The sequence below is a fragment of the Occultella glacieicola genome, from assembly GCF_004353825.1.
In the GTDB taxonomy this organism is placed as follows: domain Bacteria; phylum Actinomycetota; class Actinomycetes; order Actinomycetales; family Beutenbergiaceae; genus Occultella; species Occultella glacieicola.
In genome coordinates, this window is record NZ_SMNA01000009.1 from 85,784 (window position 1) to 99,620 (window position 13,837).

A 13,837-nucleotide genomic window follows, 5' to 3' on the forward strand; every position below is an offset into this window, starting at 1 on the left:
CCCGCGTCAGCCTAATAGGTAGGGTGGCCGGATCGAACCGACCGACCGCACCCACCCGACCACCGTGGCCACCTCCGGTGACATCGACCTCCGGGCCGACTGCGCCCGCTGCGTGGGCCTGTGCTGCGTTGCGCTGGCATTCTCCAGATCGGCGGACTTCGCGTTCGACAAGGCCGCCGGCGACCCCTGCCGGAACCTGCTGGCCGACCACCGCTGCGCGGTCCACGCCGGTCTGCGGAGCCAGGGGATGGCAGGGTGCACCACCTACGACTGCTTCGGGGCCGGGCAGCACGTCACCGAAGCGACGTTCGCCGGGCGGACCTGGCGCGACGGCGCGGACACCGCCGCGGCGATGTTCGCCGCCTTCGGGGTCATGCGCCGGCTCCACGAGGCACTCTGGTACCTGAACGCGGCCCGGGCCCTCGACCTGCCTCGCGCGCTGGCGAGGCAGGTCCGCCTGCTGATCAGCCGGGTCGAGGAGGCGAGCGCCGCGAGCGCACCGGACCTGGCCGGCGTGGACGTCGACGCCGTATGGGCCGAGATGGCGGAGGCCGCCCTGCGGGCGAGCGCCCACATCCGCGCGTCGGCACCGGGACCACGCGTCGAGTTCCGCGGTGCGGACCTCGCCGGGGCCGATCTGCGCGGCGCCGACCTGCGCGGGGCGAACCTACGTGGCGCCGCCATGATCGGGGCCGACCTGCGTGGCGCCCGGCTCCACCGCGCCGACGTCATCGGCGCCGACCTGCGCGGCGCGGACGTACGGGGCACCGACCTCGCCGACGTCCTGTTCCTGACCCAGCCGCAGGTCGCCGCCGCGACCGGCGATGCCCGTACGGCCCTGCCGGGCGGTTTCGCCCGGCCGGGGCACTGGTGAACGGCGCTGCCCGTGCGGCGGGATGACGCTCGGCCGGTGCCCGCCTCGCCCGGGGAGGCGCCGATGAGCGAACAGCCCCCGCGTCCTGGCCCGCTCGGTCCCGGTTTCCGGAACGTCTTCGTCGCGAACCTGGGGTCCAGCCTCGCGGACGGGATCGCCCGGGTGGCCGCGCCGCTGCTCGCGGTCCGGCTCACCGACGATCCGCTGCTGATCTCGGGAATCGCCGCCGTCGCACTGCTGCCCTGGCTGTTCTTCGCGATCCCGGCCGGGATCGTCCTGGACCGCATCGACCGACGGCGAGCCCTTGCCGTCGCGAACGCGGTGCGGACCGTACTGGCGGTCGCACTGTTCGTCCTGACCGCTACCGGCTCCCTGACGATCTGGTGGTTGTACGCCGTGATCTTCGTCTACGGCGCGTTCGAGACCCTCTACGACGGGGCGATCCGGGCGGTGGTCCCCAGCCTCGTCGAACGGCGCAGCCTGCCACGGGCGAACTCCCGGATCGAAGCAGGCGAGCTCGTGGTGCAGAACTTCGCGGCCGCGCCGTTCACGTCGGCTCTGTTCGCGGTCTCGGTCCTCATCCCGCTGGGGGTCGGGGTGCTCGGCTACGCGGTCGCCGGGTTGCTCGCCCTCTGGCTGCCGCTGGCCGCGGCCGGGGAGCACCACGGCACCGGCGGCGAGCGGGAGCGGGTGCCGTGGCGCGACGAGGTCCGGCAGGGACTGCGGTTCATCCTCGGGAACCGGACCCTGCGACCACTCTGGTTCCTGAGCACCGTGGTGGCCCTGGGCCACTCGGCGGCGACCGCGACCCTGGTGCTCTACGTGCTCGACCGGCTCGGCGTCCCCGAGGCCTGGTTCGGGGCGTTCATGCTCTCGATGGCCGTCGGCGGGCTCGTCGGCGCGTGGGTCGCGTCGCCGGCGAAGGAGCGCTTCGGCGCCGGCCCGGTGATGGCGGTCGCCAGCCTCGCCTCGGCCCTCGCCGTCGTCGCGATCGGCGTGTGGCCGACGGTGCCCGGCGCCGCCGTCGGACTGGCCGTCTCCTCCGGGGCCGTGACGGCCTGGAACGTGCTGGTCATGTCGTTGCGGCAGAGCATCATCCCGAGCCGGTTGCTCGGGCGGGTGCACGGCACCTGGCGAACCCTGTTGTGGGGGGTGATCCCGCTGGGCTCGGTCCTGGGGGGTCTGCTCGCCCGGGTCGACCTGGTCACACCGCTGCTGGTCGGGGGTGGGCTCGCCGCGCTCACGAGCCTGCTCGGGTTCCGGTTCCTGTACTCCCTTCCCGACCCCGAGGACGTCGAGGCGACGCCGTGAGGCCTCAGGAGCCGCCGGCGTAGCCGTGCTGGCGCCAGGCCTCGTAGATCGCGAGGGCGGCGGAGTTGGACAGGTTGAGCGACCGGATCCCCGGGAGCATCGGGATCCGCACCCGGTCCGTGACCCGCTCGTCGGTCAGCACGTGCTCGGGGAGGCCCGTCGGCTCGGGGCCGAACAGCAGCGTGTCGCCCGCGGCGTAGTCGACGTCGGTGAAGGACCGGGTCGCGTGGCCCGTGAAGGCGTACACCCGCCCGGTCCCGACGTCCTGCACGCGCGCCAGGGCGGTGTCGAGGTCAGGGTGCACCTCCACGCGCGCCAGGTCGTGATAGTCGAGGCCGGCCCGGCGCAGGTTGGCGTCGGAGAGGTCGAAGCCGAGGGGCTCGACCAGGTGCAGCGTGGTGCCGGTGGCGGCCGTCAACCGGATGGCGTTGCCGGAGTTGCCCGGGATCCGCGGCTCGAAGAACATGATGTGGAACACCAGACCATCGTCCCACCGCGGGAGCGAGTCACCGGCCCGGCCAGGTCCAGGACGGCCGGCTGAGCAGCCCCTGCCCGGCGATCGTGGTCTCACCGAGGTCCTTGACGAGTTCGACCCGCTCCAGGTCCGCGCCGGTCAGGTCGGCGAGGGCCGCCTGTAGCGTCGCGGAATGGGTCACGACGACCACCTGCATCTCCTCGCTCGCGGCATGGATCAGGCCCGCGAGCGGTCCGATCAGCTCCGGGTGCAGGCTCGTCTCCGGCTCGTTCAGCACGAGGAGTTCGGGTGGCCGCGGCGTCAACAGGGCAGCCGTCAGCATCAGGTAGCGCAGCGTTCCGTCGGATAGCTCGTCCGCCCGCATCGGTCGGAGCATGCCGTCCTGGCGCAGCGCGAGCCCGAACCGCCCGGCGTCGACCGACACCTCGATCCGGGAACCGGGGAACGCGGCATCGACGGTGCGGGCCAGAACGCCGGACCTGCCGATCTCCTCGATCGTCGCGAGCGCCGCCGCGAGGTCCGCACCGTCGTGGGCCAGGACCGGGGTGCGGGTCCCGACCGGTGCGAGCCGGGCCGGGGCCGACGCGTCCGTGCGCAGATGGTCGTAGAAGCGCCAGCCGCGCAACTGTTCGCGCAGTTCCAGCAGCTCCGGGGCGCGGTGCGGATCGGCGACGTGGCCGAGCATCGAGTCGTAGTCAGCGAGCGACCGCGTGAGCTCGGTCCAGGAGCGCCCGTCCCGCACCCTCACCACCGGTCCCCGGCGTTGGGCCAGGACCGCTGCCGGTCTGGCCACCGGACCGGACCAGACCGTCTCCACCTTGATCTCCGGGTCCAGGGCGAACCGGCCCGAACCCACATCGGGCCGGGGCAGACCCAGGTCCATGGCGTAGCCGAACCCGTCCCCGGCGAAGCCCAGTTGCAGGCGCACCGGCCCGGAGCGCCGCGTGCCCTGGACCGGCACCTCACCGCGACGCATCGAGGCGGAGATGGTCTCCGGGCCGGCCCAGAGCGTCGACGGCAGCCCACCCTCCCGGGCCAGCGCCGCGACGGCGCCGCCTCGCGCGGCGTCGGTGAGTAGCCGGAGTGCCCGGTACAGGCTGGACTTGCCGGACCCGTTCGCCCCCGTGATCAGGGTCAACCGCCCGAGCGGCACCACCACGTCCCGCAGCGACCGATATCCCTGGACGGCGAGCGTGGTGAGCATGGACCGAACAGTAGGGCCCAGGACCGACAGCGGGGCCGCCGTCGCCCGTTCCTGCCGACGGGCACGACAACTACTGGCAACCCGGTGGGGGTCCGGGCACCACGGCATTACGGTCGCGCCATGGCGCAGGAGCTGTCGGAACGGCCCGAAATTGCCCCGGGGGTCACCCTGACCACGGGAGAGGCCGGGCTGCCCATGATCCGGGTGGAGCGCGGACCGGCAGCGGGTTCGCTCTACCTGCACGGCGCCCACGTGGTCGAGTGGGTTCCGGTCGGGCGCGGTTCGGTCCTGTGGCGCAGCGCCGTACCGCACGACGGCGGGTCGGGACTGATCCGCGGTGGCGTCCCGATCTGCTTCCCCTGGTTCGGCAGCGGTCCGGACGGCGACCGCGATCCGCTGCACGGGTTCGCGGGCCGGCTCCCGTGGGAACTCGACGAGATCCGCGACACCGACGACGGCGTCCTGGTGGTACTGCAGCTGAGCGACTCACCGGCGACCACGGTCCACTGGCCGCACCGTTTCGAGGCGACCTATCAGGTGCTGTTCGGCGAGGACCTCCGGCTGAGCCTGCAGGTCCGCAACACCGGCACCGAGGCCTTCACGTTCGAGCAGGCCCTGCACAGCTACTTCACCGTCAACGACGTCGCCGGGATCGCGATCCGTGGACTCGAGGGCGCCACCTACACCGACCGGGCACCCGGGGCCGCCCACCCCAGGGGCGTGCTCGGCGGCCCGCTGCACATCGTGGGGGAGACCGACCGGGTCTTCGAGGAGACCACGGCCACGACCTACATCCAGGACACCCTGCACACGGTGCGGATCGCGAAGACCGGCGCGTCCAGCACCGTCGTGTGGAACCCGTGGACGGACAAGGCTCAGGTCATGCCCGACTTCGGTGACGACGAGTGGCCCTGGATGGTGTGCGTGGAGTCCGGCAACGTCGGCTCCGACGCGATCACCCTCTCGCCCGGGCAGGCACACACGATGACCACCACGATCACGCTGGACTGACCGGTCCGCCGAGCCCGTCCGCGACCGGCGATGCCGGCCGGCAAGCCGGTCGCCGTCGTGGTCGAGGATCGGGCACCCATCCGTTCGGCGACCCGCTCCGAATGACCCCTGACCGGACCATCCGGTCGAGAGCCCGACCGAGACGAGCGTATGGTTCCGCGAATGCAACCGGTGCCGGGGGAACGAGAGCCCCTCGGCGGCGGTCCGACCCCGGACGAGCCGACCGAGTTGGCCGAGCTGCTCCGTCGGAGCGCGCGCGGGGACGAACACGCGTTCGCGCGACTGTACGACAGCACGTCGGCGCGGGTCTTCGGCGTCGTGGTGCGTGTGGTGCGTGACCGCGCCCAAGCGGCGGAGGTGACCCAGGACTGCTACCTGCAGGTGTGGCAGCAGTCGGCGCGGTTCGATGCGGCCCGCGGCTCGGTGCTCGCGTGGATGCTCACGCTGGCCCACCGACGCGCGGTGGACCGGGTGCGCTCGGCGCAGGCCGCCGGAGCGCGAGACGCACGCTACGCCGTGCGTGAGCCAACCCAGGAGCGCGATGTCGGCGAGGCGGTCGTGGACAAGTTGGAGGCCGAACGTGTGCGTAAGGCCCTGGGGACCCTGACCGGGATCCAGCGCGAGGCGATCGAGCTCGCCTATCTGGGTGGCTACACCCACACGGAGGTGGCCGGCCTCCTCGACATCCCGCTCGGCACGGCGAAGACTCGGCTACGGGACGGACTGATCCGGCTACGAGACCATTTCGGGGGTGAGAGGCGATGACCGTGGAAGGTGAGTCGGCGCACGTGCTGACCGGGGCCTACGTCCTCGATGCGCTCGATGCCGACGAGCTCAGGGCGTTCGAGCTACACCTCGCGGCGTGCTGCGACTGCCGTGAGGAGGTGCAGTCCCTGCGTGCGGCCGTGTTGCGTCTGCCCGCCGTGAGCGCGGTGGCTCCACCGCCCGAGTTGCGTGGATCGGTGCTCGGCCTCATCTCGCAGGTGCGCCCCCTGCCGCCGCTGCCCGAGCACACGCTCGCCACCGACGGCACCGACGGCACCGACGGCACCGACGGCACCGACGGCACCGATCCCGAACGGTCGGTGTCCGGCGGCCCCGACCGCGACGCAGCGGCCGAGCCGGCCGAGCCGACCGAGCCGACCGAGCCGACCGAGTTCAGCCGTGCTCGGGCCCGCCGCGATCGGCGCGCCAACCGATGGCGACTCGTCGCGGCCGCGGCCGTGATCGTCGCCCTCGGCAGCGTGGGATGGGGAGTCCTCGGACCCGAGGAGCCGCCGGCTCGCGAGCTGGCGGGAGTGCAGCGGGAGAGCGAGGCCCAGCTGCTGGCCCTCCTGGAGGCGCCCGACCTCGAGGTCTATGCGAGCGGTGACGCCGCCGGGGTGCATGGCACTGTGTTGCGCTCGAGCGCCCTGGACAGTTCGGCCGCGGTCCTGCGGAACCTGCCGGGTCTGGGACCGGACGAGGTCTTCCAGGCGTGGACGCTCGAGGGGGCGGTCCCGGCGAGTGCCGGGTTGTTCGCGTCCTCGGACGGCGGTGCGATCGTGGTGCTCGAGGGTGACGTCCTCGGCGCGGACTCCGTTGCCGTGACGATCGAGCCGGCGGGTGGCTCGCCCGCACCGACCGGCGACATCCTGGTCCAGGTCCCCGTCGTGCAGTCCTAACCGCGGGTGAGCCCCACCGGGGCCCGCCGTGCCGGGGCCGCGGGCCCGCCGTACCCTGACCGGAACGGGTGCTCGCCAGGGGACCCGGCATCGAGGAGGTGGCACCCATGCAGCAGGCACAGCCGACGGACCCTTCGGATCAGGAGCGGCGCGAGCCGAGCACGGACGACCAGGGGGAGGCGCCCGGTTCGGAGCACGAGGACACGTTCGTGGACGAGTCCGCCACACCCGAGCACGGGACCGGATCCGAGCCGGAGATCCCGGAGTAGGACCCGCGGCCGTCCTTCGGCGAGACCGACAGCGACGACCTCGGCTACGACGAAGGCCCCCGACCGATCCGGTCGGGGGCCTTCGCGTCGCTGTCTCAACGAGTGTCCGAGGGGGGACTTGAACCCCCACGCCCGATAAAGGGCACTAGCACCTCAAGCTAGCGCGTCTGCCAATTCCGCCACCCGGACTCAGGTGGTCGTGAAGGGCCCGTTCGAGCCGCTCACAACGCCCGTAAAGATATCACGCGAGGGGCGCAGTTCCGAACACGCCGATGGGGCCCGGCCGGGTGGCCGGGCCCCATCGGTTCAGCCCTGGTTCAACTCCGGTTCAGCGGATCAGCAGATGCCGAACAGGATGCACTTGAGCAGTGCCGCCAGGAGCTGAGCGAGCAGCTTCAGCAGGTCGCCGATCGACGGCGGGCCCGGCGGGTCCACCGGCGGCGGGTTCCCGTCACCGTCCCGGTCGACCGTGAACGCCGGCGACGTGAAGCTCTCCACGTGGTCGGGGTTCGCCTCGTCGCCGAGCGCGGCCAGGGCCGTGATCTCCATCACGTAGTTGCCGTCGGGCAGGGTCTGCACCCGGTCACCGCCACGCCCGTGGCCCGGGCCGGTCAGCGTCCCGTCCCAGGTGAACGCGCTGAAGTCGTTCGGGTTGACGGAGCGGCCCAGGTAGTCGTGCACCTGGTAGGTCGGGTTCACCCCGGCCGGGTCGCCCCGGCTGCCGTCCGCGTTCGCGTGGTAGATGTCCACCTGCACCGACCGCGCCGGGTGCGCCAGGTTCACGAGGGTGGTCGGCACGTCGCCGTCCGCCATCGAGTAGACCTGGCCCTCCTCCGCGAGGTCCCAGGAACCGCCGGCGAGGCAGTCCGGCCCCTCGAGCACGCTGCACTCGGTGAGCGCGGCCAGGGCCGGGAACGCCGAGCCCTCGGTCAGCATCAGCGGCAGGGCCTGGTAGTCGCCCGCGAACCCGGCGTAGGGCACCCGGATCGGCTGCGCGGCGCCGGCCGTCAGCGAGATGTAGCCGCCGTACTGGGCCAGTTCGAGGTCGGCGCTCGGGGTGATCGAGACGTCGATCTCGACGCTGCCACCGGCCGGCACGGTCACCGAGGCCGGCATGTCGACGGTGGACTCGGCCCAGTAGAAGCTGGGGTTGTACGGCGCGCCCCCGGTCGAGACCGCGTCCTCGAAGGTGAGGTCGTAGGTGAGCTCGTCGGCACCGGTGTTGGTCACCGTGAGCGTCCGGGTCACCGGGCCCGCCTCGCTCTCCCCGAGGGAGAGCTTGCCGGGTGAGACCAGGGTCTCGGTCAGGATCGCGTCGTCGATGTCCAGCATCCCGGCGCCCTGACGGTGCACCGGTTCGAGCGCCCCGACGCCCGTGTTGAGGGACCACAGGGCCGGGTCGGCGTTGTTCTGCAGGACGTCCCGGACCGCCGACGGCGTCGTGCCGGGATGGGCTTGCAGGTACAGGGCGACGGCGCCCGCCACGTGCGGCGACGACATCGACGTGCCCGAGTTGCTGGCGTGGCCACCCTGCTCGAGCGGGACCGTCGACCAGATCGACCCACCGGGGGCGCCGATGTCCGGCTTGATCTGCAGGTCCGCCGTCATCCCGTACGAGCTGAAGCTGGAGATCAGCCCACCCGTCGGGTTCGGTGCCGTGGTGGTCTGGTCCGTCCAGGTCAGGTCCACCGGGCCGGCGAGGGCCGCCGCGGTGTACGCCTGCCCGTCCTCGGCCCCGATGAAGATCACCGGGATGGTGATCGGCTCGGCACCCTCGACGGTCGCGTTGAGCAGGCCGGGCACGTTGTTGTAGATCAGGACGGCGGCCGCACCGGCGTTCTGCGCGGTCAGCGCCTTGTTGTAGAAGCTGGCGTCACACTCCGGCGTGTTCGGCCCGAGGCCACGTTCGACCAGGACCGCGGAACCGGTGAGGTCCGCCTCGATCGGGGTACAGGCCCGAGCCTCGTCGGTGCCCGGTTCGCCGAGCGCGACCAGCGGCAGCGAGCCCGAGGTCGGTGCCTCCGGGGAGCCCGTGGCGGGGGTGTACCCGGCCAGGTGGTCTCCGACGGCCACGGCGTTCGCCGTGATCTGGGTGTTGTCGTAGGAGGCGACACCGATCACCTTGTCGCCGACGCCGGGGGCGCCGGCGGCCCAGGTGCCGAGGTCGCCCTCGTTGCCGATGGAGGCGACGACCACGACGCCCGCGTCCACGAGGTTGTCCGAGGCGACCGCCGTCGGGTACTCCGGCCAGGTCGCCAGGGCGGAGCCGATCGACATGTTCAGCACGTCCATGCCGTCCGCGAGGGCCAGCTCCATGGCCTCGATCATGACGTCGGCCGTGGTGGAGCCGGCGCAGCCGAACACGCGGTAGGCGCCGAGGGTCGCGTCGGGGGCAACGCCCCGCACTCCGTCGTTGGCGAGATCGCCGTTCGCGCCGACGATGCCGGCCACGTGCGTGCCGTGACCCTCGCAGTCGTCGGGGTTGCCGTCCGGCTGCGGCACCGGCTGGTAGGCCGGGTCGGAGGGGTCGGCGTTGTAGGAGTCACCGACGAGGTCGTACCCGTAGGCGATGCGCTCGGTGGGGAACGACGTCTCACCGGGCACGCCGGAGCCGCCGAAGTCCGGGTGGTCGATGTCCACGCCGGTGTCCATCACCCCGACCCGCAGGCCCTCGCCGGTGAAGCCGAGCTCGCTCTGGGCGATGTCCGCGCCGGACTGGGACAGTGCCGACGCCAGGTCCGGTACGGGGGAGTTCTGGTCCTCCGGGATCTCGTACAGCAGGACCGGGAAGACCGCGACCACACTGTCGGCCTCCTCGGCGAGCGTGGCGGCATCATCGTCCGACACGGCGACCGAGAGGCCGTTCCAGAGGGTGCTGTAGGTGTTGCGGACATCCACCTCGACGCCCAGGTCCGCGGCCTCGTCGAGGAAGGCCTGCTGGTCGCTCGCCGTCGCGGCGACGGTGCCACCTCGCGCCGTCGGTGCGGCCTCGAGCTGGACGAACCACGCCCCGGTCGGGGACGTGAGATCGCCCTCGTCGGTGGGGGAGGCCGCTCCGTAGTCGGAGGCCGTGCCGAGGTCTCCGGCATCGGGACTGGCAGACGCGGCTGTGATCGGGACGGCAGTGGCGGCGATGATGCCTGCCACCGAGCCCAAGGCAACAGCCCGACGTCTGCTCGGGCTCACCCCAGACCAACTGGGTCGACGCATGAAGGATCTCCTCATCGTGATGTCGCGAGGCTCCCGGACCAGGAGCATTCGAGCAACATACTGGGAATGAGGGGGAATTGTGAACGGGGTCACACCGAACGGGTCGAACCGAGGGCCACACTCGGGGCGCTCGGGACGGCATGAGGAACGGCCCCGAGGCGCAGTACGCCTCGGGGCCGCCCGCGCGACGGCCGTTCAGAGGGGGGCCGTTCGGCCCGTCGCGACGAGCCGGGCTTCAACGTCTCCGAGGGGGACGGGGACTGGTCCCGGCTGAGGACCAACTGTACTAGAAAGTCCGGCGTTCAACGAGTCTCTCGTCGAACCGTTCGCGCGTGCGGGCCCGGCATCCGACAAGCACCCGACAGGCACCCGCGTGGACGACCCGGATCCGGGTTCCGGTAAGAATGGGCGCATGACCTCACCGACACTCGGCGACAACCCCTTCGCCGCCGCGTCCACGCTTCCCTACGGACTTCCGGACTTCTCCGCGATCCACACCGAGCACTTCCGGCCCGCCTTCGACGCCGGACTCGCGCAGCAGCGGGCCGAGTGGGAGGCGATCGCCACCGATCCGCAGGCGCCGACGCTGGCGAACACGCTGGAGGCGCTCGAGGTCTCCGGTCGGTTGCTCGCCCGCGCGCTGACCGTGTTCTACACGCTGGTGAGTTCGGCCGGCACGGATGAGATACGCGAGATCGAGGCCGAGTACGCGCCGAAGCTCTCCGAGCACCGGGACGCTCTTTACCTCGACCGGCGCATCTTCGCCCGCCTGGAGTCGCTCACCGACGCCGCCACGCAGGCCGGACCGGAGACGGACTGGCTGCTGCGGACCCACCTGAAGAACTTCGTCCGCGCCGGGATCCGGCTCGACCCCGAGCAGCAGGACCGGCTCCGGGCGCTGAACGGGGAACTCACCTCCCTGGAGACGGAGTTCTCCCAGCGCGTGGTCAGGGGCATGGAGGCGGCCGCCGTCACCGTCACCGACCCGGCCCAGCTGGACGGACTCGCGCCGGACGCCGTCTCCGCGCTGGCCCAGGCCGCCACGGACCGGGACGCCGAGGGTTACCTGATCACCCTGCAGCTGCCCACGCCCCAGGCCGTAGTGGGGCAGAGCCCCAACCGGGACCTCCGCCGTCGGGTGTTCGAGGCCTCGACCGGCCGCGGGACCGGAACCGACCCCGACTCCGACACCCGCCGGGTGATCCTCGACCTGGCCCGCAAGCGCGCCGAGCGGGCCCGCCTGCTCGGCTACGCCCACCACGCTGCCTACGTGGCCGAGGACGGCACCGCGGCCACCACCGAGGCCGTGAACGAGATGCTCGGCCGGCTCGCCGGGCCGGCGGTGCGCAACGCCCGCGCCGAGGCGGGCGACCTGCAGAGCGCGCTCGCTGCCGACGAGCCGGGTGCCGAGCTGGCGCCGTGGGACTGGTCGCTGTACGCCGACCGGGTCCGCCAGCAGAGGTTCGCGTTCGACGAGGGCGAACTGCGCCCCTACCTCGAACTCGAACGCGTCGTCACCGACGGCGTGTTCTTCGCCGCGAACGCGATCTACGGCCTCGAGTTCACCGAACGCACGGACCTCACCGGCTACGCCGACGGGGTCCGCGTGTTCGAGGTCAGGGAGGCGGACGGAACCGCGCTGGGGCTGTTCGTCGCCGACTACTACGCTCGTGAGGGCAAGCGCGGCGGCGCCTGGATGCACAACCTGGTCGACCAGTCCGACCTGCTCGGCCTGCCGCCGGTCGTCGTCAACAACCTCAACGTCACCCGGCCGGCCGCAGGCGAGCCGACGTTGCTCACCTGGGACGAGGTCATCACCGCGTTCCACGAGTTCGGGCACGCCCTGCACGGTCTGTTCTCGCGGGTGCGCTACCCGTCCCTGTCCGGGACCAATGTGCCGAGGGACTTCGTCGAGTACCCGTCCCAGGTCAACGAGATGTGGGCCTGGCACCCGACGGTGCTCGCCAACTTCGCCCGGCACCACCGCACCTCCGAGCCGCTCGACGCCGCGACCCTGGACCAGTTGCGGGCTTCGCAGGCCTACGGGGAGGGCTTCGCCACCACCGAGTACCTGGCCGCCGCGCTGCTCGACCAGGCCTGGCACCAGATCACCCCCGAGGAGGTGCCCGACGACGTCGCCGGGGTGGAGGCGTTCGAGGCCGCCGCCCTCGAACGGGCCGGGGTGGCGTACCCGCTGGTGCCGCCGCGGTACCGGTCCACGTACTTCAACCACACGTTCGGCGGCGGCTACGACGCCGGTTACTACTCCTACATCTGGAGCGAGGTCCTGGACGCGGACACGGTCGACTGGTTCGCCGAGGAGGCCGCCAAGGACGGCGACGGGGGCCTGAACCGGGCCGCGGGGGACACCTTCCGGGCGAAGCTGCTCTCCCGTGGGCATGCCCAGGACCCGCTGCAGTCCTACCGGGACCTGCGCGGCCGGGACGCCGTGATCGACCCGCTGCTCAAGCGCCGGGGACTCGGCGAATGAACACCCCGGACCCGGTGAGCGCCGCGGAACTGGACGCGGTGGCGATCTGCCGCGCCCTGATCCGCATCGACTCCTCCAACTACGGCGACGGCAGCGGCCCGGGGGAACGCGAGGCCGCTGAGTACGTCATGGGCCTGCTCACCGAGGTCGGCTACGACCCTGAGTACTTCGAGTCCGCGGACCGTCGCGGCAACGTGGTCCTGCGGATCCCGGGCACCGACCCGAGCCGGCCGGCGCTGGTGCTGCACGGGCACACCGACGTGGTCCCCGCCCAGGCGTCCGACTGGAAGATGGACCCGTTCGGCGGCGAGGAGATGGACGGCATGATCTGGGGCCGTGGCGCCGTGGACATGAAGGACATGGACGCCATGATCCTGGCCGTGCTCCGGGACATGAAGCGTTCGGGCTGGCAGCCGCCCCGGGACCTGATCGTCGCGTTCTTCGCCGACGAGGAGGCGGGCGGCACCTACGGGGCGCGGTACGCCGTCGACGAGCGTCCCGACCTGTTCGAGGGCGCCACCGAGGCGATCAGCGAGGTCGGCGGGTACAGCGTCGAGCTGAACGGCCGCCGGGCCTACCTGCTGCAGACCGCGGAGAAGGGCCTGCTCTGGCTCAGGCTGATCGCCGACGGCACCGCGGGGCACGGATCGCAGGTCAACACCGACAACGCGGTCACCCGGCTGGCCGGGGCGGTGTCGCGGATCGGGGCGCACTCGTTCGGGCGCAGCCTCTCGCCCACGGTGGCGGCACTGCTCGACGGCGTCGCGCAGCTGACCGGGATCCCGTTCGATCCGCAGGACGAGGGTTCGGTCGACGCGCTCGTCGCGGCGCTCGGTCCGGCGAGCAAGTTCGTCGGGGCCACGCTCGCGACGAATGCCAACCCGACCCAGCTCGGCGCCGGGTACAAGGCGAACGTGATCCCCGGCAGCGCCGAGGCGGTCATCGACGTCCGGTTCCTGCCCGGGCAGGAGGACGCGACCATGGCGACCCTGACCGAGCTGGCCGGGCCGGGGATCCGGTTCGAGGACGTGCAGCGCAACATCGCCCTCGAGGTGCCGTTCGCCGGTGACCTGGTGGACGCGATGGTCGCCGCGATCGACGTCGAGGACCCGGGTGCGGTCGTGCTGCCGTACATGCTCAGCGGCGGCACGGACAACAAGTCCCTCGCCCGGCTGGGCATCACCGGCTACGGCTTCGCGCCGCTGCAGTTGCCGCCGGAGCTCGACTTCGCGGGCATGTTCCACGGCGTCGACGAGCGGGTGCCGGTCTCGTCCGTGCAGTTCGGGGTCCGGGTCCTGACCCGGCTGCTGCGGACCTGCTGAGCCCGG

At 72.1% G+C, this 13,837-nt stretch carries 11 protein-coding genes and 1 tRNA gene; 8 read left to right on the plus strand and 4 right to left on the minus strand.

What is annotated here, in order from left to right:
- The first annotated feature begins 64 nt into the window (after positions 1–64).
- Positions 65–874, plus strand: a complete 810-nt coding sequence (locus tag EXU48_RS17960) for a pentapeptide repeat-containing protein (RefSeq protein ID WP_133109062.1) — start codon at positions 65–67, stop codon at positions 872–874.
- A gap of 63 nt (positions 875–937) precedes the next feature.
- Positions 938–2,185 carry an MFS transporter gene (locus EXU48_RS17965; RefSeq protein WP_133109063.1) on the plus strand — a complete coding sequence of 416 codons (1,248 nt, stop codon included), beginning with the start codon at positions 938–940 and terminating at the stop codon, positions 2,183–2,185.
- Between the two features lie 4 nt (positions 2,186–2,189).
- Here EXU48_RS17965 and EXU48_RS17970 read toward each other — a convergent pair whose 3' ends face one another.
- Together EXU48_RS17970 and EXU48_RS17975 are read right to left on the minus strand one after the other, a co-directional pair.
- Positions 2,190–2,663, minus strand: a complete 474-nt coding sequence (locus EXU48_RS17970) for a tRNA (cytidine(34)-2'-O)-methyltransferase (RefSeq protein WP_133109064.1) — start codon at positions 2,661–2,663, stop codon at positions 2,190–2,192.
- 28 nt (positions 2,664–2,691) lie between these two features.
- Complete coding sequence (locus EXU48_RS17975) at positions 2,692–3,864, minus strand: AAA family ATPase (protein ID WP_133109065.1); 1,173 nt, start codon at positions 3,862–3,864, stop codon at positions 2,692–2,694.
- A gap of 120 nt (positions 3,865–3,984) precedes the next feature.
- Between EXU48_RS17975 and EXU48_RS17980 the strand changes: the two genes are divergently transcribed.
- The 4 genes from EXU48_RS17980 (at position 3,985) to EXU48_RS24590 (ending at position 6,808) form a co-directional block, all read left to right on the plus strand.
- Positions 3,985–4,875 (plus strand): D-hexose-6-phosphate mutarotase, encoded by an 891-nt coding sequence (locus EXU48_RS17980; RefSeq protein WP_133109066.1) that lies wholly within the window; start codon positions 3,985–3,987, stop codon positions 4,873–4,875.
- A 162-nt stretch (positions 4,876–5,037) separates the two neighbouring features.
- Entirely contained in the window at positions 5,038–5,640 is a 603-nt protein-coding gene (sigK, locus tag EXU48_RS17985; protein WP_133109067.1) for an ECF RNA polymerase sigma factor SigK, read from the plus strand.
- Complete coding sequence (locus tag EXU48_RS17990) at positions 5,637–6,539, plus strand: anti-sigma factor (RefSeq protein ID WP_133109068.1); 903 nt, start codon at positions 5,637–5,639, stop codon at positions 6,537–6,539. Before sigK ends, EXU48_RS17990 begins: the two co-directional genes overlap by 4 nt.
- Before the next feature lie 107 nt (positions 6,540–6,646).
- On the plus strand, positions 6,647–6,808 hold the full coding sequence (locus tag EXU48_RS24590) for a hypothetical protein (protein ID WP_165962884.1): 162 nt from the start codon (positions 6,647–6,649) through the stop codon (positions 6,806–6,808).
- A gap of 103 nt (positions 6,809–6,911) precedes the next feature.
- On the opposite strand, the gene EXU48_RS17995 is transcribed toward EXU48_RS24590, so the two are convergent.
- A tRNA-Leu gene (locus tag EXU48_RS17995) sits at positions 6,912–6,997 on the minus strand.
- A 147-nt stretch (positions 6,998–7,144) separates the two neighbouring features.
- Complete coding sequence (locus EXU48_RS25445) at positions 7,145–9,955, minus strand: S8 family serine peptidase (RefSeq protein ID WP_328591657.1); 2,811 nt, start codon at positions 9,953–9,955, stop codon at positions 7,145–7,147.
- Positions 9,956–10,430: 475 nt separating this feature from the next.
- On the opposite strand from EXU48_RS25445, the gene EXU48_RS18005 reads away from it, so the two are divergent.
- Both EXU48_RS18005 and EXU48_RS18010 read left to right on the plus strand, forming a co-directional pair.
- Positions 10,431–12,509 (plus strand): M3 family metallopeptidase, encoded by a 2,079-nt coding sequence (locus tag EXU48_RS18005; protein WP_133109070.1) that lies wholly within the window; start codon positions 10,431–10,433, stop codon positions 12,507–12,509.
- Positions 12,506–13,831, plus strand: coding sequence for a M20/M25/M40 family metallo-hydrolase (locus EXU48_RS18010; RefSeq protein WP_133109071.1), 1,326 nt, complete (start codon positions 12,506–12,508; stop codon positions 13,829–13,831). The genes EXU48_RS18005 and EXU48_RS18010 overlap by 4 nt, the downstream gene beginning before the upstream one ends.
- The last annotated feature ends 6 nt before the right edge of the window (positions 13,832–13,837 follow it).